We start from the raw sequence: 22,151 nt of genomic DNA on the forward strand, positions 1-22,151 counted from the left end.
TGGCGGCAGCGGCCGTGGGCACAACCTCGTCGGGCAAGGACACTCCTACGTCGGATCAACCTTCATCGTACCGACAGCGCGCGCCCGCGCGGCGGCGCGCCCGCCCCGGGGTCCGCCCGGGAACGGGAGCGCCCGGGAACGGTTCCGTTCCCGGGCGGCCTTCGGACAGCGCGGCGTCACACCACGACGAGCGTCTCCAGCGGCGCACCGCGCAGGTGCGAGGCGAGCTTCGCGCGCCCCGGCAGGAAGCCGAGCTCCATCAGCACGACCACGCCGACCAGCTCGGCCCCGGCCTCCTGGACGAGGTCCAGCGACGCGGCGATCGTCCCGCCGGTGGCCAGCACGTCGTCCACCACCAGGACCTTCTCGCCCGGCTCGAACGCGTCGCACTGGACCTCCAGCGTCGCCGACCCGTACTCCAGGTCGTACGAGCGGGAGAACACCTCGCCGGGCAGCTTGCCCTTCTTGCGGATCGGGACGAACCCGAGGCCAGCGGCGAACGCGGCGGGCGCGGCGAGGACGAACCCCCGCGCCTCCAGCCCGACCACCTTGGTGGCGCCGAGCTCCCTGGCCCGCTCGGCCAGCGCCCGGGTCAGCGCGCCGAACGCCTCGGCGTCGGCGAGCAGGGGGGCGATGTCCTTGAACAGGACGCCCGGCTTCGGGTAGTCCTGCACGTCCCGGATCCGGCTGTTGAGCAGCTCGGACAGGGTGGGGTCGGTGGTGGAGGTCACGGGGGTCCCTTCGCGGGGGGTCAGCGCTTGCCGGACGGCCGGCCCTTGCCCCGGGTGCGGCTGGTCGGCTGGTTACGCTGTCCGACCATACCGGCCGGAACCTCGTCCCCGGCGTCCTCCTCGCTGTCGGGCTCCTCACCGTCGACGTCCCCGCCCCGGCCCTCGGCCGCGGCCTTGGCCTCGGAGGCCCGGCGCTGGGCGACCCGCTTGGCCAGCGCCTTCATGTCCGGGGCCTGCTCCTTGAGCTGCGCGAGCAGCGGGGTGGCCACGCAGATGGAGGAGTAGGCACCGGCCGCGAGGCCGATGAACAGGGCCAGCGAGATGTCGTTCAGGGTGCCCGCGCCAAGCAGGCCGCCGCCGATGAACAGCAGCGCGGAGACCGGCAGCAGCGCCACGACCGTGGTGTTGATGGAGCGCACCAGGGTCTGGTTGAGGCCGTGGTTGGCGGCCTCGCTGTAGGTGCGGCGGCTCTGCTTGGTGAGGCCCCGGGTGTTCTCCTTCACGGTGTCGAAGACGACGACCGTGTCGTAGAGCGAGTAGCCGAGGATGGTCAGGAAGCCGATCACGGTGCCCGGGGTGACCTCGAAGCCGACCAGGGCGTAGACGCCGATGGTGATCAGGAGGTCGTGGATCAGGGCGACCAGGGCGGCCACCGCCATCCGCCACTCGAAGGCGATCGCCATGTAGACGGTGACCAGGACCATGAAGACGATCAGGCCGGTCAGCGCCTTCTTGGAGATGTCCTCGCCCCAGGAGGGGCCGATCACCTGGGCGTTGATGTCCTGCTCCTGGACGCCGATCGCCTGCGAGAACTCCTTGGTGAAGGTGGTCGCCGGGATCGACTCCTGGGCGCTGACCTGGACCCGGACGTCACCCTTGTCCGTGGTCTGCACCAGCGCGGTGTGCGAACCGATGATCTTGTCGGCGGTCTCCTTCGCCTGCGAGGCCGACAGGCCGGGCTTGTGCACGGTGTAGACCGAGCCGCCCTTGAACTCGATGCCCAGGTGCAGGCCCATGGCCAGGCCGACGGCCGCCACCAGGACGATCACCGCCGAGATCGAGTACCAGATCTTCCGCTTGCCGACGAAGTCGAAGGAGACCTCGCCCTGGTAGAGGCGGTGACCGATGTTGCGGAGCGACATGGGTCAGACCTCCTGGGTCGTGGTGGGGCGGCGGCGAGAGCCGCGGATCGGCGGACGGGCGCCGAGCCGCTTCGGGTCCAGGCCGGACATCGGGTGGCCGCTGGCGAAGAACTTGGTGCGGGCCAGCAGGCTGATCAGCGGCTTGGTGAACAGGAAGATCACCACGACGTCGAGCAGGGTGGTCAGGCCCAGCGTGAACGCGAAGCCCTGCACCTTGCCGACCGACACCAGGTACAGCACCGCGGCGCACAGGAAGGACACGAAGTCGGAGACCAGGATGGTGCGCCGGGCCCGCGGCCAGGCGCGCTGCACGGCGGCCCGCAGCTGGGCCCCCTCGCGCACCTCGTCCCGGATGCGCTCGAAGTACACGATGAAGGAGTCCGCGGTGATGCCGATCGCGACGATCGCGCCGCAGACCGCGGGCAGGTTCAGCGCGAAGCCGATGCCCGCGCCGAGCAGGCTCATGATCGACCAGGTCAGGACCGCCGAGACGAGCAGACCGGCGATCGAGATCAGGCCCAGGCCGCGGTAGTAGACCAGCGAGTACGCGACCACCAGGACCATGCCGATCAGACCGGCGACCAGACCGGCCTTCAGCTGCTCGGAGCCGAGCTGCGGGGAGACGGTGGTGACGTCGCTCTTCACGAAGTCCAGCGGGAGCGCGCCGTAGCTCAGCACGTTCGCCAGCGACTTGGCCTCGGACGAGCTGAAGGTGCCGCTGATCACGGCGCTGCCGCCGGTGATCGACTCGGACACGTACGGGTGCGAGACGACCTGGCCGTCCAGCACGATCGCGAACTGGTTGGCCGGGGAGGTCTGGGTGGCCAGCTGGCCGGTGGTGTCGGCGAAGGCCTTGGAGCCGGTGTCGTTGAACGACAGGTCGACCATCCAGCCCTTGCCGCTCTGGGTGTCGTAGACGGCCTGCGCCTTGGTGACGTCCTGGCCGTTCACCGCGACGCCGCCGAGCACGAACTTGTACCAGAGGCCCTGCTCAGCCTCGTACGAGCAGGCGATCGCGGGGGCGGTCGGGTCGTTGGTCTTCTGGTAGTTCAGCCGCTGCGCCTCGTTGGTGCAGTCCAGCGCGGCGTACTGCTGCTGCAGCGCGAGGGTCTCGGCGTCCGGGGTGGCGGCGGCGTTCGGGTCGGCCGCGGGGGCCGAGGCGGCGGCGGAGGCGCTCGGCTGGGCCGCGGCGGAGCCGCTCGCGGAGGCGGAGGCCGAGGGGTCGGCCTGCAGCGCGCCGGAGAGGGCGCGGCCGGCCTTGGTGGCGGAGGCGGAGGCGGAGGCGCTCGCGGCGGAGGAGGCGCCGGCCGAGGCGGAGGCGCCGCTGCCCGCGCTCGCGGAGGCGCCCGCGCTCGGGGCGGCCGAGGCCTCGGCGCCCGCGGAGGCGGAGGCCGACGGCTGGGGCTGCTGCGCGGCCGCACCGGACGGCTCGGTGGCCAGCACCGGACGGAAGTAGAGCTTGGCGGTGTCACCGACCTTGTCGATGGACTGCTGCGTGTTACCACCGTCGGGAATGTTGACGATGATGTTCGCATTGCCCTGGGTCTGGACCTCCGCCTCGGAGACGCCCATGCCGTTGACGCGCTTCTGGATGATGCTGACCGCGGTGTCCAGATTGGTCTTGTTGATCGCGGAAGGATCATCAGACTTGGCGGTCAGCGTGACGCTGGTGCCACCGGCGAGGTCGATACCGAGACGCGGCTTGGTGTTGCCCGTCCCGAACATGAGGGCCACAAGGCCGACGGTGACCACCAGGATGAGCGCCAGCGCCCGTCCCGGGTATCCGTCGCGCGACCGCGACTTGGGTGTTGCCACCTTGCTCGTTTCTCCCTGTCCATGCCGCCCGGCGGCCGGCCTCCGGCCCCGCGCTGGGCGGGTGCCGGAAGGCGGCGGACGCACGACGGCCCAAGAGGTCCTGTTGGGCTTGCGGCGGGTGCCGCTGGTCGAGGGTGCCCCGACCGTACTACTTGCTCTCGGGAGCCTCGGCGTCGACCTTCGCCTCGTCCTTGGACAGGCTCAGCGGCTTCTCGTCGGCGTCGGCGTCCGCCGCGGCGTCCTCGACGGCCTCGTCCTCGGCCGGGCGGCCGTTGATGATCGCGTCGTACTCCAGCGGCTCCAGGACGGCCGCGATCGCGCCCTTGGTGTAGTGGGCCACCACGCCGGGGGCGACCTCCAGCTCGACCGTCTCGTCGTTGACCGCCTTCACCAGCGCGTACATGCCGCCGATGGTGCGCACGCCCGACCCCGGCTGCAGCGCGGTCTGCATGTTCTGCATCTGGGCCTGACGCTTCTTCTGCGAGCGCATCATCATGAAGATGGCGAGCAGGGGGAGGAGAAGGATGATGTAAGAGAACACAGCCAGGGTCCTTTGTGGGCCGCCTTCCGGCAGCCAGTGCGTGTACGTCGGCCCGTCGGGCGAGAGGGGCGGTCCGGCGGAGTCTAGGCGACCCGCACTGAACGGACAACGCCAAGCATGCCAGTGTGCCGCCGAAAGTGGCGAGCCTTGGCATGCACATAAACTCCCGGTAAGGCGCCGGAGTTATCCCCGGAACTCCCGGCGGGGCGGCCGCGTTATCCCTGGCCCTCGGCCCACAGCCCGTTCTGCTGCCCGCCCGGCCCTCCGCCGGGCGCCGCCTTCGGGGCCCGCGCCGACTGCGGCGGGGTCAGCCCCAGGTGCTGCCAGGCCGCCGCGGTGGCGATCCGCCCGCGCGGGGTGCGCGCCAGCAGGCCCTCCCGGACGAGGAAAGGTTCAGCCACCTCCTCGACCGTCTCGGCCTCCTCCCCCACCGCCACCGCCAGCGTGGACAGGCCCACCGGGCCGCCGCCGAACAGCTTCAGCAGCGCCCCCAGCACCGCCCGGTCCAGCCGGTCCAGGCCGCGGGCGTCGACCTCGTAGACCTCCAGCGCCCGGGCGGCGATCTCCCGGGTGACCAGGCCGTCGTGCCGGACCTGCGCGAAGTCCCTCACCCGGCGCAGCAGCCGGTTGGCGATCCGCGGCGTGCCGCGCGAGCGCCCGGCGATCTCGGCCGCGCCCGCCGGGTCGATCTCCACGTCCAGCAGGCCCGCCGAGCGGTGCACCACCCGCTCCAGCTCGGCCGGGGCGTAGAACTCCATGTGGCCGGTGAACCCGAACCGGTCGCGCAGCGGCGGCGGCAGCAGGCCCGCCCGGGTGGTCGCGCCGACCAGCGTGAACGGCGGCAGCTCCAGCGGGATCGCGGTGGCGCCGGGGCCCTTGCCGACGATCACGTCGACCCGGAAGTCCTCCATCGCCATGTAGAGCATCTCCTCGGCGGGCCGGGACATCCGGTGGATCTCGTCGAGGAACAGCACCTCGCCCTCGGTCAGCGAGGACAGGATCGCCGCCAGGTCGCCCGCGTGCTGGATCGCCGGGCCCGAGGTGATCCGGATCGGGGCGTTCAGCTCGGCCGCGATGATCATCGACAGGGTCGTCTTGCCCAGCCCGGGCGGGCCGCTCAGCAGCACGTGGTCCGGGGCGGCGCCGCGCTTGCGGGCCGCCTGCAGGACCAGCGAGAGCTGCTCGCGCACCCGCTCCTGCCCGATGAACTCCTCCAGCAGCTTCGGCCGCAGCGCGGCCTCCACCGCCTGGTCCTCGCCGTCGGCGGACGCCGTCACCAGGCGGTCAACGGGGTCGGACTCGTACGGGCTCATCGGAAAACCGCTCTCCATGTCGACTTGGTGACCTGTCGTCACATTGCCTCGGCGCCGCTCAGCGGGCCCGGTTCAGCCCGCGCAGGGCCAGCCGCAGCAGGGCGCCCACGTCCGGCACGGACTGCGCCTCGGCGTCCGGCGCGACCCGGGCCACCGCCTCGTCGGCCTCCCGCGGAGCGTAGCCCAGGCCGACCAGCGCGGAGTGCAGCTGCTCGTGCCAGGGCGCCGGGCCGGACGCCACCGGCTTCTGCGCCGGGACGGTGCCGTGCGGGGCGCCGAGCTTGTCCTTGTACTCCAGCAGCAGCTTCGCCGCCTTCGCCTTCCCGATGCCGGGCACCGCGATCAGCGCCTTCTCGTCCCCGCCCGCGACCGCCACCCGCAGCGCCTCCGGCGAGTGCACCCCCAGGATCGCCTGGGCCAGCTTCGGCCCGACCCCGGGCGCGGCCTGCAGCACCTCGAACGTCGCCCGCTCGTCGTCGTCCACGAAGCCGAACAGCGTCAGCGAGTCCTCCCGGACCACCAGCGAGGTCGCCAGCCGGGCCACCTCCCCCACCCGCAGCGTCGCCAGCGTGGTCGGCGTGCACTGCACGGCCATCCCCACCCCGCCGACCTCCACCACGGCCACCCCGGCCCCCACCACCGCAACCGGCCCCTGCACAAAGGCGATCATGGCGTCGTTCTTTCCCTTCGGTGGTTGGACGTTGAGCTGTGCCGGTGCGCGCCCCGTCAGGGGCGCGGGGAACTGCGCGAGCGACCCGGCACCCTGCCGTAGGCCGCCCGGGGAGCCGCTGCCCGCTGCTCGGGCGGATCTTCCCGCTCGGCGTCTTCCGCTTCACGCGGCTCCCCGCGCCCCCGGGTCCGCCCGGCGGCGCTGCCGTGCCAGGAACTGCCGCCCGCGCCGTGGGCCTTGATGGCCGCGGTCAGGCGGTTGGTGGTGCCACCGCGCCAGATGTGGCAGATGGCCAGGGCCAGGGCGTCCGCCGCGTCGGCGGGCCTGGGCGGGGCGTCGAGCCGCAGGATGCGGGTGACCATGGCGGTGACCTGGGCCTTGTCGGCGCGGCCGGAGCCGGTGACGGCGGCCTTGACCTCGCTGGGGGTGTGCAGCGTGACGGGGATGCCGCGGCGGGTCGCGCACAGCACGGCGACGGCGGAGGCCTGCGCGGTGCCCATCACGGTGCGGACGTTGTGCTGGGCGAACACCCGCTCCACGGCGACGAGTTCGGGCGAGTACCGGTCGAGCCAGGACTCCAGGCCCTGCTCGATGGCGAGCAGCCGCGGGCCGATCTCGTCCTCCGCGGGCGTACGCACCACGCCGACGCCGAGCATCGCCAGCTGCCGCCCGGGCAGCCCTTCGACGACCCCGACGCCGCACCTGGTCAGCCCAGGGTCCACACCCAGCACTCGCACGGCCCCGCCTCTCTCCGACCTGCGCAGGTTACCCCCGGCCACCGACAGGCGGCTCCGGACACGCCTCCGCCCGGCGGCCACCAGCGGGCCGCCGGGCGGGGAACGACCGGGATCAGGCGTCCAGTTCGGCCATGATCTCGTCGGAGACGTCGAAGTTGGCGAAGACGTTCTGCACGTCGTCGCTGTCCTCGAGCGCGTCGATCAGCTTGAAGATCTTGCGGGCGCCGTCGGCGTCCAGCTCGACCTGCATGCTGGGGACGAAGTTGGCGTCGGCGGAGTCGTAGTCGATGCCCGCGTCGACCAGGGCGGTGCGGACCGCGACCATGTCGGTGGCCTCGGACATCACCTCGAAGGCCTCGCCGAGGTCGTTGACCTCCTCGGCGCCGGCGTCCAGCACGACGTCCAGGATCCGGTCCTCGTCCACGCCGTCGGCCTTGGGGACGATCACGACGCCCTTGCGGTTGAACAGGTAGGAGACCGAGCCCGGGTCGGCCATGTTGCCGCCGTTGCGGGTCATCGCGACGCGCACGTCGGAGGCGGCGCGGTTGCGGTTGTCGGTGAGGCACTCGATCAGGACGGCCACGCCGTTGGGGCCGTAGCCCTCGTACATGATCGTCGAGTAGTCGGCGCCGCCGGCCTCCGCACCGGAGCCGCGCTTGACGGCCCGGTTGATGTTGTCGATCGGGACGGAGCTCTTCTTCGCCTTCTGGATGGCGTCGTAGAGGGTCGGGTTGCCGGCCGGGTCGCCGCCGCCGGTGCGGGCCGCCACCTCGATGTTCTTGATCATCTTGGCGAAGAGCTTGCCGCGCTTGGCGTCGATCGCGGCCTTCTTGTGCTTGGTGGTAGCCCACTTAGAGTGGCCGGACATCGCCAGCTCCTTTTCGTCGCCAATGGGAAATGAACAGGGGAGATCCTACCGGTGCCGCACCGCCGGGTGGCACACGGTCACCGCGCCGCCCGGGGCGCTCCGCACTCGGCGCCCGGCACTCGGCACTCAGCGTCCGGCGGCCTCGACCATCCGGACGAAGTACTCGTGGACGCGGTGGTCGCCGGTCAGCTCCGGGTGGAAGGAGGTGGCCAGCAGGTTGCCCTGCCGGACCGCGACGATCCGGGCGTCCGGGCCGTCCGCGGCCGGGACCTCGGCGAGCACCTCGACGCCCGCGCCGACCGCCTCGACCCAGGGGGCGCGGATGAACACGCCGGTGACCGGGTCGCCGGCCAGGCCCACGAACGGGATCGCGGTCTCGAAGGACTCGTTCTGCCGCCCGAACGCGTTGCGGCGGACGGTCATGTCGATGCCGCCGACGGTCTCCTGGTCGTCCCGGCCGTCCAGGATCTTGTCCGCCAGCAGGATCATGCCCGCGCAGGTGCCGTACACCGGCATGCCGCCCGCGACCCGCTCGCGCAGCGGGTCCATCAGGCCGAACAGCACGGCCAGCTTGGAGATGGTGGTGGACTCGCCGCCGGGCATCACCAGGGCGTCCACCTCGGCCAGCTCCTCCGGGCGGCGCACCGGACGGGCCAGCGCGTCGGCGGCGGCCAGCGCCACCAGGTGCTCGCGGACGTCGCCCTGCAGGGCCAGGACGCCGATGGTGGGGGTGCTCACGGTCTCACTACCTCTTCGTTCTCGAACTACAGGGCCCGGACGCCACGCAGCGGCCCGCCGCCCCGGGAACCCGGACGGCGGGCCGGACGCGCGGGGCGCTTACCAGCCGCGGTTGGCGTAGCGCTCGGTCTCCGGGAGGGTGTCGCAGTTGATGCCGACCATGGCCTCGCCCAGGTTGCGGGAGGCGTCCGCGATGATCTTCGGGTCGTCGTAGAAGGTGGTGGCCTTGACGATGGCGGCGGCGCGCTTGGCCGGGTCGCCCGACTTGAAGATGCCGGAGCCGACGAACACGCCCTCGGCGCCGAGCTGGCGCATCAGCGCGGCGTCGGCCGGGGTGGCCACGCCACCGGCGGAGAACAGCACGACCGGCAGCTTGCCGAGCTCGGCGACCTCGCGGACCAGCTCGTACGGGGCGCGCAGCTCCTTGGCGGCGGCGTACAGCTCGTTGTTGTCGAAGCCGCGCAGCTTGGCGATCTCGTTCTTGATCTGGCGCAGGTGGCGGACGGCCTCCACCACGTTGCCGGTGCCGGCCTCGCCCTTGGAGCGGATCATGGCCGCGCCCTCGGCGATCCGGCGCAGGGCCTCGCCCAGGTTGGTGGCGCCGCAGACGAAGGGGGTGGTGAACGCCCACTTGTCGGAGTGGTTGACCTCGTCGGCCGGGGTGAGGACCTCGGACTCGTCGATGTAGTCGACGCCGAGCGACTGCAGGACCTGGGCCTCGACGAAGTGGCCGATCCGGGACTTGGCCATCACCGGGATGGAGACCGCGGCGATGATCTCCTCGATCATGTTCGGGTCGGACATCCGGGCCACGCCGCCGTCCTTGCGGATGTCGGCGGGAACCCGCTCCAGGGCCATGACCGCGACCGCACCGGCGTCCTCGGCGATCTTCGCCTGCTCGGCGTTGACCACGTCCATGATCACGCCGCCCTTGAGCTGCTCGGCCATGCCGCGCTTGACCCGGGCGGTGCCGACCTGGGGCTGCTCGGCGGAAGTGGGGGTGGTGGACACGTAAGACCTCACTCAGGGATGAACCGGTGCTATCGATCTATCGTAGGCCCGGAGGCACTCCGACCCATACGCCACATGGTCCAGGGCTGTCCCCGGCATACGACAATCAGGCCAGCAACCCGGCGGTGGCAGGAAACGCCGCCAGCCTACGCGGACGCGCCCTCGGGCGTGAGCGCCACCGGGGGCTCGTCGTCCATCTCGAAGGCCATCGGGAACGGCGCGCGCCCCGCCAGCCGGAAGTAGCGCACCAGCCGGTGCTCGCGCACCGCCCGCGCCGCCCGCACCGCGTCGTTGTGGAACCGCCGCGCCATCGGCACCCGGCGCACCGCCTCGACCAGGTCGCGCACCGCCTCCTCGCCGCCCGGCGCCGCCCGCAGCACGCCGACCTGCTCCGGCTCGTCCAGCACCGCCCGCAGCGCCAGGCTCAGCTCGCTCTCCGCCACCTCGCGCTGCTCCGACTCGGCCTGCCGGGCCGCGTGCGCCGCCTCCAGCAGCAGGATCGACGCCGCCGGGTCCAGCAGCGAGGAGGTCGCCAGCTCCACCGCCACCGAGGCGCGGCGCAGCAGCTGGGCGTCCAGCGAGGCCCGCGCCGCGTCGATCCGGGCGTGCAGCCGGTCCAGCCTGCCCGCCGTCCAGCTCAGGTAGACGGCGAACAGTGCGACGGCCGCAACGGCCCAGATCCAGGTAGCCACGGGGCGCTACGGTACCGGCTCAGCCGCCGAGGGTCGCCGAGCGGTAGGAGAGGTGGTCCAGCTCCGCGACGTGCACGGCGGCCTGCACCGGACCGGCGCCCGCCCCCAGGTACCCGGGCAGCGCCTCCAGCACCGCCTCGCCCAGCGCCGCCTTGGCCTCCGCGCTGCGGCCCGGGAAGACCGCGACCTCCACCACGACCAGCGCGAACGTCTCGGCGTCCGCCCCGACCACGGCCTCCTCGGTGCGCCGGAACCGGGTCTTGCAGCCGGCCGGCTTGGCGTCCAGCAGCTTCACGGTCAGCCGGTTCAGGGCCAGGCCGAAGCCCCGCCGGTCGAAGGAACCGGCGAGCCGGTCGGTGTAGTCGACGGTGATCAGCGGCATGCGGAACTCCCTCTCCGGACGGGGCGGTTCAACGGCTCGGACGCGGACGGCGGACGGACGGTTCGGCCTCGGCCACCGGCGGGCGCCCGTCGGTCACCGTCTCGTACACCGACAGCACCTCGGCGCCGACCGTCTCCCAGTCGAAGCGCCGCACGTGCCGGGAGGCCGCCGCGCGCAGCGCCGCCAGCCGCTCCGGGCTGCCCAGCAGCTTGAGCGCCGAGGCCGCCAGCGCGTCCGCGTCCTCCACCGGGAACAGCTCCCCGGCCGCGCCGCCGTCCAGCACCTGCCGGAACGCGTCCAGGTCGCTGGCCAGCACCGGGGCGCCCGCCGACATCGCCTCGACCAGGATGATGCCGAAGGACTCGCCGCCGGTGTTCGGCGCCACGTACAGGTCGACCGAGCGCAGCAGCCGGGCCTTGTCCCGGTCCGAGACCATGCCGAGGAACTCGACCCGGGCCCGCACCTCGGGCGCCAGGCCCGCGACCGCCTCCTCCTCGTCGCCCTTGCCCGCGACCAGCAGCCGCACGCCCGGGCGCTCGGCCAGGATCCGCGGCAGCGCCGCCAGCAGCGTCGGCAGGCCCTTGCGCGGCTCGTTGATCCGGCCGATGAAGCCGATGGTGCCCGGCCCGCCCCCGGCGGCGCCGCCCTGCCAGCGCGGGTCCGGCTCGGCGTCCGCGAAGAACCGCACGTCCACGCCGTTCGGGATCACCACCGCGTCGCCGCCCAGGTGCTCCACCAGGGTGCGCCGGGCGTACTCCGACACCGCGATCCGGCCCGACATCTTCTCCAGGCCCGGCTGCAGGATCGGCGAGGCCGCGATCATCGCCCGCGAGCGCGGGTTCGAGGTGTGGAACGTCCCCACCATCGGCCCGGACGCCGCCCACGCCGCCAGCATCGACAGCGACGGCGAGTTCGGCTCGTGCACGTGCAGCACGTCGAACCGGCCCTCGCGCAGCCACCGCCGCACCCGGGCCGCCGACAGGATCCCGAAGCTCAGCCGCGCCACCGACCCGTTGTACGGCACCGCCACCGCCCGCCCCGCCGAGACCACGTACGGCGGCAGCGCCTCCTCGTCCTCCGCCGGGGCCAGCACCGACACCTCGTGCCCCAGCCGGATCAGGTGCTCCGCCAAGTCCCGGATGTGGAACTGCACCCCGCCCGGCACGTCCCAGTCGTACGGGCACACCACGCCGATCCTCACGCCTCGGCCCCCCGCGGGGTCAGGTCGGCCAGCCACAGCTTCTGCAGCATGTGCCAGTCCACCGAGTGCTCGCGGATCGCGCCCGCCCACACGTCCGCCATCGCCTGGGTCATCGCCGCGGCCTGCTCCTGCCGGGTGCCCTCCCCGGACGGCACCACCTCCGGGTGCACCTCGGCCCGCAGCATCGCCCCGTCGTACCAGAGCGACACCGGGAACAGCGCCGCCCCCGTCCGCTGGGCCAGCGCCGCCGGACCGGCCGGCATCCGGGTCGGCTCGCCGAAGAAGTCCACCTGGATCCCGGCCTCCGAGAGGTCCCGGTCGCCGACCAGGCACACCAGCCCGCCCTCGCGCAGCCGCCGCGCCAGCGTCCCCACCACCGAGACCTGGGAGCCGGTCAGCGCCAGCACCTCCATGCCCAGGCTCTCCCGGAACGCCACGAACCGGTCGAACAGCGACTCCGGCTTCAACCGCTCCGCGACCGTGGTGAACGGGTGCCCGCCCGCCGAGGCGATCCACGCCCCCGCCAGGTCCCAGTTCGCCATGTGCGGCAGCGCCAGCACCGCGCCCCGCCCGGACGCCAGCACCCCGTCCAGCTGCTCCAGGTTCTTCACCGTTATGGCACCGGCGATCCGCTCCCGGCTCCAGGTCGGCAGCCGGAACGACTCCCTCCAGTACCGCATGTACGAGCGCATCCCGGCCCGCGACAGCTCCCGCAGCCGGATCCCGTCCGCGTCCGGGTGGACCCGCGACAGGTTGGCCTCCAGCTGCCGCACCCCCTTGCCCTGCCGCCGCCACGCCACGTCGGCGATGGTGTCGAACAGACCGCGGGCCACCGGCTCGGGCAGGTGCCTCAGCCCCGCCCACCCGGCCGCGTAGGCGGCGTCGACCAACCGTTCCCTCACTTGACCCCCTCGGCGGCGGCTGCCGCCTCCAGCTCCGCCGACTCCCGGCGCACCGTCAGCATCCGCTGCGCCACCGTCACCAGGCTGCCCGCCGCGACCGCCCACAGGGCGACCGGCAGCAGCCACTCGACGTACGGCACCCCGAACGTGTGCAGTCCCGCGACCCCCGCCGCGGTCAGGCTGATCACCAGCCGCTCCGCCCGCTCCACCAGCCCCGACACGTTCACCGGGAAGCCCAGCGACTCGCCGCGCGCCTTGGTGTACGACACCACCTGGCCGCTGGCCAGGCAGAAGAGCGCCACCGCGCACAGCAGGTCGTCGTTCCCGCCGCCCGCGTACCACATCGCCAGACCGCCGAAGATCGCCGCGTCGGCGACCCGGTCCAGCGTCGAGTCCAGGAACGCGCCCCACTTGCTGGAGCGGCCCGCCTGGCGGGCCATGTTGCCGTCCACCAGGTCGGAGAAGATGAACAGCGTGACGGTGATCACGCCCCAGAAGAACTCCCCGCGCGGGAAGAACACCAGGGCGCCCGCCACCGACCCGGCCGTACCGATCAGCGTGACGGCGTCCGGACTGACACCCCAGCGCAGCAGCATCGCGGCGAACGGGGTGAGGACACGTGTGAAGAAGGCACGCGCGTACTTGTTGAGCATGGCCTTCCGGTCCGCTCCGCTCCTCGGATTGGCACCCGCGGACCGCTCGCCCGCCGGGCGGCCGCGCGAATGGACCCGCCCGGCTGGACAATGGTATCCACGCTGATCGAGCGGCAGGAGGCCAACCATGCCGGACCGGACGGCCCGCACCCCCGCACCGACCGCCGACCGACCCGACCGGCTCCGCAACGTGGCCCTGGTCGGCGCCGGCGGAGCCGGGAAGACCACCCTCGCCGAAGCGCTCGCCCGCACCGCCGACGTCCTGACCAGGGCCGGAACCGTCCCCGACGGCACCACCACCGCCGACTGGGAGGACATCGAGCACCAGCAGCAGCGCTCCGTCCAACTCGCGCTCCTCCCCCTGCCCTGGCGCGACCTCAAGATCAACCTGATCGACGCCCCCGGCTACGCCGACTTCGCGGGCGAGCTCCAGGCCGCCCTGCGCGCCGCCGAGGCCGCCCTGTTCGTCCACTCCGCCGCCGACCCCGAGGTCCCCCGGCCCGTCCGCGCCCTGTGGCAGCAGTGCGAGGACGCCCGCCTGCCCCGCGCGATCGTCCTCACCCACCTGAACACCGCCCGCGTCCGCCTCGACGACGTCCTGCGGATGCTCCAGGACACCCTCGGCACCCCCGACACCGTCCGCCTCCTGCACCACGTCGACCTGCGCGACGGCCACCTCCACGGCGGCACCGACCTGCTCACCGGCCGGACGTACGGCACCCCCGGCGACGCCCCCGGCCTCCGCGCCGCCCTGGACGAGGAACGCGCCCGCCTGGTCGAGGCCCTGGCCGGCGAGGACGACACCCTGCTGGCCCGCTACCTCGACGGCGAAGGGCTCGACACCGCCGCCCTCACCGCCGGACTGCGCCGCGAACTCCTCGCCGGCACCCTGCACCCCGTCCTCGCCACCGCCCCCGACGGCACCGGCTGCGACGCCCTGCTCGACCTCGTCGCCGACGCCTTCCCCTCCCCCGCCGACCGCACCGACGACCTGCCCGCCGCCGACCCCGACGCGCCCCTCACCGCCCAGGTCGTCCACACCGGCGAGGACCCCTACCTCGGCCGCCTCAGCCTGCTCAAGGTCTTCACCGGCACCCTCCACCCCGACACCACCGCCCACCTCCCCGACGGCACCGAGGAACGCCTCACCGCCCTGCACACCCCCCTCGGCCACCAACTCCGCCCCGCCCCGCACGCCGTGGCCGGCGACCTCGCCACCGTCACCAAGCTCACCACCGCCCGCACCGGCGACACCCTCACCACCGGCAGCACCGCCCTACCCCCCTGGCCGCTGCCCGAGGCCCTGCTCCCCACCGCCGTCCGGGCCCGCTCCAAGGCCGACGAGGACAAGCTCTCCCAGTCCCTCGGCCGCCTCGCCGCCCAGGACCCGGCCCTGCGCGTCGAACAGAACCCCGACACCGGCCAACTCGTCCTGTGGTGCACCGGCGAGGCCCACCTCGCCGTCACCCTCGACCGCCTCACCGCCCGCCACGGCGTCCACGTCGACACCGTCCCCTACGAGGTCGCCCTCCGCGAGACCTTCGCCGCCCCCGCCGAGGGCCACGGCCGCCACGTCAAGCAGTCCGGCGGCCACGGCCAGTACGCGATCTGCGACCTCACCGTCGAACCCCTCCCCGGCGGCGGCTTCGAGTTCGTCGACCGCGTCGTCGGCGGCGCCGTCCCCCGCCACTTCGTGCCCTCCGTCGAGAAGGGCGTCCGCACCCAACTCGCCCACGGCCTGCACGGCCACCCCATGACCGACGTCCGGGTCACCCTCACCGACGGCAGGGCGCACTCCGTCGACTCCTCCGACGCCGCCTTCCAGACCGCCGCCGCCCTCGCCCTCAAGGAGGCCGCCGACCGCACCGCCGTCGAGGTCCTCGAACCCGTCGACGAGGTACGCGTGCTCCTCCCCGACGAGTACCAGGGCGCCGTCCTCACCGACCTGTCCGCCCGCCGCGGCCACGTCCTGGGCACCGAGATCGGCGGCCCCGGCCTCAGCCTCGTCCGGGCCGAGGTCCCCGAACTCGAACTCACCCGCTACCCGCTCGACCTGCGCTCGCTGTCGCACGGAACCGGCCAGTTCACCCGCAGCTACCTGCGGCACGCCCCGATGCCCGCCCACCTCGCCGCGCAGCACACCGGCGGCTGAGCCCCGCTGCGACCGCTACGAGCTACGACCGCCGCGGCAGCGCGCACGCCGGCGTGCCGCCCGGCATCCGGTCCCGGTTCTTCGCCACCCACCGGTAGACCACGTCCGCCACCGGCCGCACCGGCGCCAGCGCCAGCACCCCGCCGGCCCACGCCCACAGCCCGCCCGACCGCATCAGCAGCCGCGCCACCGCCTGCGCCCCGCCGTACACCCGGCGGTCCGGCGTCACCCACAGCACCTCCCGCGAGGCCCGCTCCGCCGTCACCTCCCCGCCGGTGAACTCCTCCAGCGCCGCCATGTCCGCGAACTGCCACGCCACCGCCTCCCACCCCGCCGAGGACAGGCTCTGCCGCGGGTAGCGCTCCGCCCACCGCACGCAGCTGGAGCAGAACGCGCAATCGCCGTCGAAAACCAGCACCGGGCCCGGTGCGTACGCACTCGTCATGCCGGTGATCCTCCACCCCCGCGCCGCCCCGCCACAAACCGGGGGCGTCGAACCCGCCCCCACGGGGCACCATCACCCCGAAACCACCGCGCACGGCCGATATGTGACCCGGGATCAGCCGATGATCCGCACGGCCCGGCCCCCGCGCGGTAACCTGCCGCAGATCGATCAGGGGAGAAGGAGCTGCACAGGTGACTCAGCTCGACATGACGCCGGGCGCGCAGGTACCGCGGACGGACGTCGGCAACCAGACCGCGGTCACCCAGGCGTTCTCCTCCGCCGCGTACCGCACCGGCGAGGTCAAGGAACTCGAGGCCCTCACCGGAGTCGGGGTCAAGGCCGGCAAGTTCGCCCTGTTCCGCCCCAGCGCCGGCGAGGCCTTCAGCCGCGCCCTGATCGACCGCACCCTCGGCAGCGGCCGCAAGCCCCTCGTCCCCTCGCACGGCACCGACGTCCGCATGGTGGTCGAGCACTGCCTCGCCGCCCAGGACCTGCGCGAGGCCCGCGACCGCAGGCTGGCCGGCATCAGCCTGCTCTTCGGCGTCCTCTTCCTCCCCGGCACCCTGGTCTGGCTCGCCGCCTACCAGGCCCGCGCCTGGCTCGGCACCAAGAAGTCCGCCGCCCGGGACGGCTTCGTCGGCACCCTGGCCCTGCTGCTCGCCTTCGGCCTGGCCCTGCTGCTGCTGGTCCGCCCGCCGTTCGGCGGCCTGCCCGGCCTCTACTTCCGGGTGGTCATGCTCGGCCCGGCCGTCGGCTGGTACCTCGCCAAGCGCACCGTGGTCGCCAGCGTCACGGAGCAGCGCGCCCGCTGGGGGGACCTGGTCGGCGGCAGCCCCGTCGCCGCCGTCGTCCCCAAGGCCGTCCCCAAGGACCACCTCGACAAGAAGGCCAACGCCCTCAAGGCCGCCCTGGACCGCCTCAGCACCGAGCAGGCCACCAACATCCAGCACTACGCCGGCCCCAAGGGCATCCTCGGCATCGGCGCCCGCTGGTCCGAGTGGTCCATGACCGAGGACCTCCGCCCCGCCGAGGGCCACGACGACTTCCGCACCTTCCACGTCGCCGACCTCACCCGCCGGATCGCCGACCGCCTCTCCGGCCTCACCGCCAGCGACGTCCCCAACGGCGGCCTGCCCCGCCCGCAGATCAGCCACTGGGTGGTGCTCGACATCGGCGAGGGCGCCGACGAGATCGGCCGCCCCTCCGGCCCCGACATGGACGGCGACCGGATGCGCGACTTCGCCGTCCAGGAACTCGCCAGCAAGCAGAGCCTCGGCGCCGACACCCGGCACCGGATCGCGGTCCAGTTCGTCCTGCACAAGGGCCAGTTGGTCGCCACCATCGTCGTCAACGTGATGGTGCTCTCCCGCAACCTGCAGATCCACGTCACCCCGCACACCCTCGGCCCGATCAACGGCTACTTCACCGCCAAGCCGAAGGTCCCCGAGAAGGACGTCCCCAAGACCTTCCGGTTCTGGGAGACCCGCACCGTCCAGCTCGCGGTCGTCAACGACGACGAGGTGGTCCGGCAGGCCGTCCGCGCCCCCTTCCACAGGATCCCCGGCCTGCTGAAGTGGCTCGGCGGCTCGATCTCCTTCCCCGAACCCCTCTGCCTGCGCCAGGCCTGGGCCGACCCCGCCTGGAACAGCCGCTACAAGTCCGACGACACCATCTACCTGCCCCGCCCCGTCGTCGGCATCATCCACGCCGCCGTGATCGAGTTCCTCGACGAGCACGACGTCGCCGTCGACCGCTTCACCAACCGCTCCAACATCCTGCGCAGCGAGATCCAGGGCTCCCGCCCCTACCGCGCCGACAAGTACGACGCCGGCTGACCCGGCCCCGCCCGCGGACAGCCGCCGGGGGCGTACGGGAGGAACCCTCCCGTACGCCCCCGGACGCTTCCGTCAGACCGGCCACACCTCGGACAGCATCTTCCGGGTGTCCGCCAGCAGCTGCGGCAGCACCTTCGTGTGCCCCACCACCGGCATGAAGTTCGTGTCCCCGCCCCAGCGCGGCACCACGTGCTGGTGCAGGTGCGCGGCGATCCCCGCCCCCGCGGCCGCCCCCTGGTTCATCCCGATGTTGAACCCGTGCGCCCCCGACGCCGCCCGCAGCGCCGTCATCGCCTTCTTGGTGAACTCCCCCAGCTCCGCCGTCTCCGGCCCGTCCAGCTCGGTGTAGTCCGCGACGTGCCGGTACGGCACCACCATCAAGTGCCCGCCGTTGTACGGGTACAGGTTCAGCACCGCGAACACCGACTCCCCGCGCTGCACGACCAGCCCCTCCTCGTCACCCAGCCGCGGGATCGAGCAGAACGGGCAACCGTCGTCGGGAGCCGGCCCGGTGGGCTTGTTCTCGCCCTGGATGTACGCCATCCGGTGGGGTGTCCACAGGCGCCGGAAGCCGTCCGGCTCCCCCACGCCCCGCTGCAGTTCCGGCTCACTCGTCATGCCCGCCAGCATATGCGCCGCGGCCCACGAACAAAGCAGTGCGGGGCAGACTCCCGAAGGAGACCGCCCCGCACGTCACTCGGGTTCGTCCGACCGGGATCAGACCTGCACCCGGCTGCGCACCGCCTCGACGATCTCCGCGATCGCCTCGGCCTTCGGCACGCCGTTCTTCTGCTCGCCGCTGCGGTAGCGGAACGACACCGCGCCCGCCTCGACGTCGTCGTTGCCCGCGATCAGCATGAACGGCACCTTGCTGCGCTGCGCGTTGCGGATCTTCTTCTGCATCCGGTCGTCCGAGGTGTCGACCTCCACCCGGATCCCGTGCTTCTTCAACTCGGCCGCCACCTCCAGCAGGTACGGCACGTGCTCGTCGGTGATCGGGATGCCGGTGACGGTGACCGGGGCCAGCCACGGCGGCATCGCGCCCGCGTAGTGCTCCAGCAGCACCGCGAAGAAGCGCTCGATCGAGCCGAACAGCGCCCGGTGGATCATGACCGGCCGCTGCCGCGAGCCGTCCGCCGAGGTGTACTCCAGGTCGAAGCGCTCCGGCAGGTTGAAGTCGAGCTGCACGGTCGACATCTGCCAGGTCCGGCCGATCGCGTCGCGCGCCTGCACCGAGATCTTCGGGCCGTAGAAGGCCGCGCCGCCCGGGTCCGGCACCAGCGGCAGGCCCTGCTTCTCGGCCACGCTGGCGAGGACGGCGGTGGCCTCCTCCCAATCCGCGTCCGACCCGACGAACTTCTCCGGGTCCTTGGTCGACAGCTCCAGGTAGAAGTCGTTCAGACCGTAGTCGCGCAGCAGGTCCAGCACGAAGGTCAGCGTGCGGTCCAGCTCGTCGGCCATCTGCTCGCGGGTGCAGTAGATGTGCGCGTCGTCCTGGGTGAAGCCGCGGGCGCGGGTCAGGCCGTGCACGACGCCGGACTTCTCGTAGCGGTAGACCGTCCCGAACTCGAAGAGGCGCAGCGGGAGTTCGCGGTAGGAGCGGCCGCGCGCGTCGAAGATCAGGTTGTGCATCGGGCAGTTCATCGGCTTGAGGTAGTAGTCGACGCCCTCGTCCAGCTGCATGGGGGGGTACATGCCGTCGGCGTACCAGTCGAGGTGGCCGCTGGTCTCGAACAGCTTCCCCTTGGTGGCGTGGGGGGTGTAGACGAACTCGTAGCCCTCCTCCTCGTGCCGCTTGCGCGAGTAGTCCTCCATGGTGCGGCGGATGATGCCGCCCTTGGGGTGGAAGACGGCGAGGCCGGAGCCGATCTGCTCGGGGATGGAGAACAGGTCGAGCTCGTTGCCGAGCTTGCGGTGGTCGCGCTTGGCGGCCTCCTCGAGGAAGTCGAGGTGGGCCTTGAGCTCGTCCTTGGTGGGCCACGCGGTGCCGTAGAGGCGCTGCAGCATGGGGTTCTTCTCGCTGCCGCGCCAGTACGCGGCGGCGGAGCGCATCAGCTTGAAGGCCGGGATGTGCCGGGTGCTGGGCAGGTGCGGGCCGCGGCAGAGGTCGCCCCAGCAGAGTTCGCCGGTCTTCGGGTCGAGGTTGTCGTAGATGGTGAGCTCACCGGCGCCGACCTCGACGTCCGCGCCCTCGCCCGCGGTGGCGGCGGAGCCCTTGAGGCCGATCAGTTCGAGCTTGTAGGGCTCCTTGGCGAGCTCCTCGCGGGCGGCCTCGTCGGTGACCACGCGGCGGGAGAACTTCTGCCCGCGCTTGATGATCTCCTGCATCTTCTTCTCGATGACCTTGAGGTCGTCCGGCTGGAACGGCCGCTCGACGTCGAAGTCGTAGTAGAAGCCGTCGCGGACGGGCGGGCCGATGCCGAGCTTGGCCTCGGGGAAGACCTGCTGGACGGCCTGGGCCATCACGTGGGCGGTGGAGTGCCGCAGGATGTCGAGGCCGTCGGGGCTGGAGATCACGACGGGTTCGACCTCGTCGCCGTCCCGGACGACGTGGGCGAGGTCCTTGAGCTGGCCGCCGACCCGGGCGGCGATCACGGCGCGGTCGTCGGCGAAGAGCTCGGCGGCCGTAGTGCCCGTGGTCACCACGCGCTCTTCCCGATCGGGTTCGCGGTTGATGATGATCCGGACGTCCGTCACCGGTCTCTCCTGACGTTCTGGCTACCGTGGCGCAGCAAACCGCTGCACCGTGCATGGTACCGAGCCGGGACGTGTCCACGTCGCCCAAGGCCCGGAGGCCGTCCCCGCGGTCGTGCCGGTCACTTTCCGCCACGATCCGGTCACGGGGGACGGTTGACGGACCGCCGAGTGCGGTATCACTTCAGCACGGTGCGGCCGCTGCACCGGTCCTCGGTGGCAGCGGCGGCCCGGCAAGGACCGTGCGGCGTCTGAGGGGGCGTCATGCAGCAGCTGGCTTCCTGGTATCGCGGTCCGCTGGCGTCCTTCGACACCGAGACCACCGGTGTCGACGTCGAGCGGGACAGAATCGTTTCGGCCGCCCTGGTGGTGCAGTCCGCACCGGGCGGGGCGGCCGCCGTCCGGACGTGGCTGGCGGATCCGGGGGTCCCGATCCCCGAACCGGCCCGGGCGGTGCACGGCATCTCGGACGAGCAGGTGCGGGCGCACGGGCGGCCGCCGCGCGCGGTCGCGGTGGAGGTGGCCCGGGCACTGGCCGAGCAGGCGCGGGCGGGCGTCCCGCTGGTGGTGATGAACGCGCCGTACGACCTGACGCTGCTGGACCGGGAGTTGCGGCGGCACGGGGCGGGTTCGCTGGCCGAGGTGCTGGACGGCGCGGAGTTGCTGGTGCTGGACCCGCGGGTGCTGGACAAGCAGTTCGACCGCTACCGCCAGGGGCGGCGCACCCTGACCGACCTGTGCGCCCACTACGGCGTCGAGTTGGTGGGCGCGCACGACGCGGCGGCGGACGCGCTGGCGGCGATGGAGCTGGTGCGGGCGGTGGCGGACCGGCACGAGGAGCGCCTCGGCGGGCTGACGCCGGCCGAGCTGCACCTGCGGCAGGCGGTGTGGCACGCGGCGCAGGCGCGCGGCCTGGAGCGGTGGTTCGAGCGCTCGGGCACGCCGGAGCGGGTGGACACGGCCTGGCCGGTGCGCCCGGCCCGGTGCCGCTGCGGCGAGCGCCTGGAGCCGGGCCACGCCTGCGAGTTGGCGGCCTGACGGGGCGTCGCGGCCGCCGGGCCCGCGAAAAAAGCCGCAGGCCCCGACGGCGTGGTCGGGGCCTGCGTGCTGCTCGGTGGGCGATACTGGGATCGAACCAGTGACCCCTTCGGTGTGAACGAAGTGCTCTCCCGCTGAGCTAATCGCCCGGGCAACGAGAAGAACTGTAGCACCACTTGGGCCCCGGTCCACAATCCGTTCCACGATCCGTTCCACGGACGGTCCCCCAGTTCCCCTTCCGGGAGGGCGCGTTGAATGTCCGTCAGAACTCCGGCCGGGGCATGCGGAAAAGGCGCAGGGCCCCGACCTGATAAACAAGTCGGAGCCCTGCGCCTGTGCATTCCGGTGGGCGATACTGGGATCGAACCAGTGACCCCTTCGGTGTGAACGAAGTGCTCTCCCGCTGAGCTAATCGCCCGGGTGCAGGGAAAACATTACCCCATCCGCACGGGTGCTCCGAACACCCTCGCCCCGCCCCCGCCCCGCCCCCGCCGGGCCGTCACCGGGCCGGGCGGCCGGAGCGTGGGCGGGGCGGCCGGCCGGGCCAGGTTCGTGGGTTCCTCCAGTCCCTCCGGGGCCCGTCCCGGTGCG

21 protein-coding genes and 2 tRNA genes are annotated in these 22,151 nt (G+C 72.7%); 3 read left to right on the plus strand and 20 right to left on the minus strand.

The genetic code is table 11. The features are described from left to right. Positions 1–176: 176 nt before the first annotated feature. The 15 genes from OO57_RS10425 to pgsA all read right to left on the minus strand — a co-directional run bounded on the left by OO57_RS10425 (position 177) and on the right by pgsA (position 13,396). The gene (locus OO57_RS10425; RefSeq protein WP_033252069.1) at positions 177–731 is read right to left on the minus strand and encodes an adenine phosphoribosyltransferase; all 555 of its coding nucleotides are present in this window, start codon (positions 729–731) and stop codon (positions 177–179) included. Between the two features lie 20 nt (positions 732–751). Then, entirely contained in the window at positions 752–1,873 is a 1,122-nt protein-coding gene (secF, locus tag OO57_RS10430) for a protein translocase subunit SecF (RefSeq protein WP_033252070.1), read from the minus strand. Positions 1,874–1,876: 3 nt separating this feature from the next. Then, the gene (gene secD, locus OO57_RS10435) at positions 1,877–3,688 is read right to left on the minus strand and encodes a protein translocase subunit SecD (RefSeq protein ID WP_033252071.1); all 1,812 of its coding nucleotides are present in this window, start codon (positions 3,686–3,688) and stop codon (positions 1,877–1,879) included. A gap of 148 nt (positions 3,689–3,836) precedes the next feature. Beyond that, positions 3,837–4,229 carry a preprotein translocase subunit YajC gene (gene yajC, locus OO57_RS10440; RefSeq protein ID WP_051777099.1) on the minus strand — a complete coding sequence of 131 codons (393 nt, stop codon included), beginning with the start codon at positions 4,227–4,229 and terminating at the stop codon, positions 3,837–3,839. 215 nt (positions 4,230–4,444) lie between these two features. Next, positions 4,445–5,542: a Holliday junction branch migration DNA helicase RuvB gene (gene ruvB / locus OO57_RS10445; RefSeq protein WP_033252072.1), complete on the minus strand. Its 1,098-nt coding sequence runs from the start codon at positions 5,540–5,542 to the stop codon at positions 4,445–4,447. A 58-nt stretch (positions 5,543–5,600) separates the two neighbouring features. Further along, positions 5,601–6,212: a Holliday junction branch migration protein RuvA gene (ruvA, locus tag OO57_RS10450; RefSeq protein ID WP_033252073.1), complete on the minus strand. Its 612-nt coding sequence runs from the start codon at positions 6,210–6,212 to the stop codon at positions 5,601–5,603. 56 nt (positions 6,213–6,268) lie between these two features. After that, positions 6,269–6,949 carry a crossover junction endodeoxyribonuclease RuvC gene (ruvC, locus tag OO57_RS10455; RefSeq protein WP_033252074.1) on the minus strand — a complete coding sequence of 227 codons (681 nt, stop codon included), beginning with the start codon at positions 6,947–6,949 and terminating at the stop codon, positions 6,269–6,271. 112 nt (positions 6,950–7,061) lie between these two features. Continuing rightward, positions 7,062–7,817, minus strand: coding sequence for a YebC/PmpR family DNA-binding transcriptional regulator (locus OO57_RS10460; protein ID WP_033252075.1), 756 nt, complete (start codon positions 7,815–7,817; stop codon positions 7,062–7,064). Between the two features lie 126 nt (positions 7,818–7,943). Further along, entirely contained in the window at positions 7,944–8,555 is a 612-nt protein-coding gene (pdxT, locus tag OO57_RS10465; protein ID WP_033252076.1) for a pyridoxal 5'-phosphate synthase glutaminase subunit PdxT, read from the minus strand. A 99-nt stretch (positions 8,556–8,654) separates the two neighbouring features. After that, entirely contained in the window at positions 8,655–9,566 is a 912-nt protein-coding gene (gene pdxS, locus OO57_RS10470) for a pyridoxal 5'-phosphate synthase lyase subunit PdxS (protein ID WP_033252077.1), read from the minus strand. 146 nt (positions 9,567–9,712) lie between these two features. Continuing rightward, entirely contained in the window at positions 9,713–10,258 is a 546-nt protein-coding gene (locus tag OO57_RS10475; RefSeq protein WP_033252078.1) for a membrane protein, read from the minus strand. Between the two features lie 19 nt (positions 10,259–10,277). Further along, on the minus strand, positions 10,278–10,640 hold the full coding sequence (locus OO57_RS10480; RefSeq protein ID WP_033252079.1) for a 5-carboxymethyl-2-hydroxymuconate Delta-isomerase: 363 nt from the start codon (positions 10,638–10,640) through the stop codon (positions 10,278–10,280). Between the two features lie 28 nt (positions 10,641–10,668). Next, a complete protein-coding gene (locus tag OO57_RS10485; RefSeq protein ID WP_033252080.1) occupies positions 10,669–11,841 on the minus strand; it encodes a glycosyltransferase family 4 protein in 1,173 nt (390 codons plus the stop codon). Continuing rightward, positions 11,838–12,743: a phosphatidylinositol mannoside acyltransferase gene (locus OO57_RS10490; RefSeq protein WP_033252081.1), complete on the minus strand. Its 906-nt coding sequence runs from the start codon at positions 12,741–12,743 to the stop codon at positions 11,838–11,840. Before OO57_RS10490 ends, OO57_RS10485 begins: the two co-directional genes overlap by 4 nt. Next, complete coding sequence (gene pgsA, locus OO57_RS10495) at positions 12,740–13,396, minus strand: phosphatidylinositol phosphate synthase (protein WP_033252082.1); 657 nt, start codon at positions 13,394–13,396, stop codon at positions 12,740–12,742. The genes OO57_RS10490 and pgsA overlap by 4 nt, the downstream gene beginning before the upstream one ends. A gap of 127 nt (positions 13,397–13,523) precedes the next feature. On the opposite strand from pgsA, the gene OO57_RS10500 reads away from it, so the two are divergent. Then, entirely contained in the window at positions 13,524–15,548 is a 2,025-nt protein-coding gene (locus OO57_RS10500) for an elongation factor G (RefSeq protein WP_033252083.1), read from the plus strand. A 22-nt stretch (positions 15,549–15,570) separates the two neighbouring features. Here the strand turns inward: OO57_RS10500 and OO57_RS10505 are convergent, their stop codons facing one another. Next, a complete protein-coding gene (locus tag OO57_RS10505; protein ID WP_033252084.1) occupies positions 15,571–15,993 on the minus strand; it encodes a thiol-disulfide oxidoreductase DCC family protein in 423 nt (140 codons plus the stop codon). Positions 15,994–16,184: 191 nt separating this feature from the next. Here OO57_RS10505 and OO57_RS10510 point away from each other — a divergent pair, with 191 nt between their 5' ends. After that, positions 16,185–17,828, plus strand: a complete 1,644-nt coding sequence (locus OO57_RS10510) for a hypothetical protein (protein ID WP_033252085.1) — start codon at positions 16,185–16,187, stop codon at positions 17,826–17,828. Positions 17,829–17,900: 72 nt separating this feature from the next. On the opposite strand, the gene OO57_RS10515 is transcribed toward OO57_RS10510, so the two are convergent. Together OO57_RS10515 and thrS are read right to left on the minus strand one after the other, a co-directional pair. Then, entirely contained in the window at positions 17,901–18,458 is a 558-nt protein-coding gene (locus OO57_RS10515) for an HIT family protein (protein ID WP_033252086.1), read from the minus strand. An 87-nt stretch (positions 18,459–18,545) separates the two neighbouring features. Further along, on the minus strand, positions 18,546–20,525 hold the full coding sequence (gene thrS / locus OO57_RS10520) for a threonine--tRNA ligase (RefSeq protein WP_033252087.1): 1,980 nt from the start codon (positions 20,523–20,525) through the stop codon (positions 18,546–18,548). 270 nt (positions 20,526–20,795) lie between these two features. On the opposite strand from thrS, the gene OO57_RS10525 reads away from it, so the two are divergent. Next, the gene (locus OO57_RS10525; protein ID WP_051777113.1) at positions 20,796–21,560 is read left to right on the plus strand and encodes an exonuclease domain-containing protein; all 765 of its coding nucleotides are present in this window, start codon (positions 20,796–20,798) and stop codon (positions 21,558–21,560) included. Between the two features lie 77 nt (positions 21,561–21,637). On the opposite strand, the gene OO57_RS10530 is transcribed toward OO57_RS10525, so the two are convergent. Then, positions 21,638–21,709: transfer RNA gene (locus OO57_RS10530), tRNA-Val, on the minus strand. Between the two features lie 197 nt (positions 21,710–21,906). Next, positions 21,907–21,978, minus strand: a tRNA-Val gene (locus OO57_RS10535). Between the last annotated feature and the right edge of the window lie 173 nt (positions 21,979–22,151).

It is taken from the genome of Kitasatospora phosalacinea, from assembly GCF_000717185.1.
Taxonomy (GTDB): domain Bacteria; phylum Actinomycetota; class Actinomycetes; order Streptomycetales; family Streptomycetaceae; genus Kitasatospora; species Kitasatospora phosalacinea_A.

Coding starts and splice junctions, on each gene's coding strand:
- OO57_RS10460 (WP_033252075.1), bottom strand. CDS start 7,817: ATGTCCGGCCACTCTAAGTGGGCTACCACCAAGCACAAGAAGGCCGCG.
- OO57_RS10480 (WP_033252079.1), bottom strand. CDS start 10,640: ATGCCGCTGATCACCGTCGACTACACCGACCGGCTCGCCGGTTCCTTC.
- OO57_RS10505 (WP_033252084.1), bottom strand. CDS start 15,993: ATGACGAGTGCGTACGCACCGGGCCCGGTGCTGGTTTTCGACGGCGAT.
- ruvB (WP_033252072.1), bottom strand. CDS start 5,542: ATGAGCCCGTACGAGTCCGACCCCGTTGACCGCCTGGTGACGGCGTCC.
- secF (WP_033252070.1), bottom strand. CDS start 1,873: ATGTCGCTCCGCAACATCGGTCACCGCCTCTACCAGGGCGAGGTCTCC.
- OO57_RS10500 (WP_033252083.1), top strand. CDS start 13,524: ATGCCGGACCGGACGGCCCGCACCCCCGCACCGACCGCCGACCGACCC.
- OO57_RS10515 (WP_033252086.1), bottom strand. CDS start 18,458: ATGCTGGCGGGCATGACGAGTGAGCCGGAACTGCAGCGGGGCGTGGGG.
- ruvA (WP_033252073.1), bottom strand. CDS start 6,212: ATGATCGCCTTTGTGCAGGGGCCGGTTGCGGTGGTGGGGGCCGGGGTG.
- pgsA (WP_033252082.1), bottom strand. CDS start 13,396: ATGCTCAACAAGTACGCGCGTGCCTTCTTCACACGTGTCCTCACCCCG.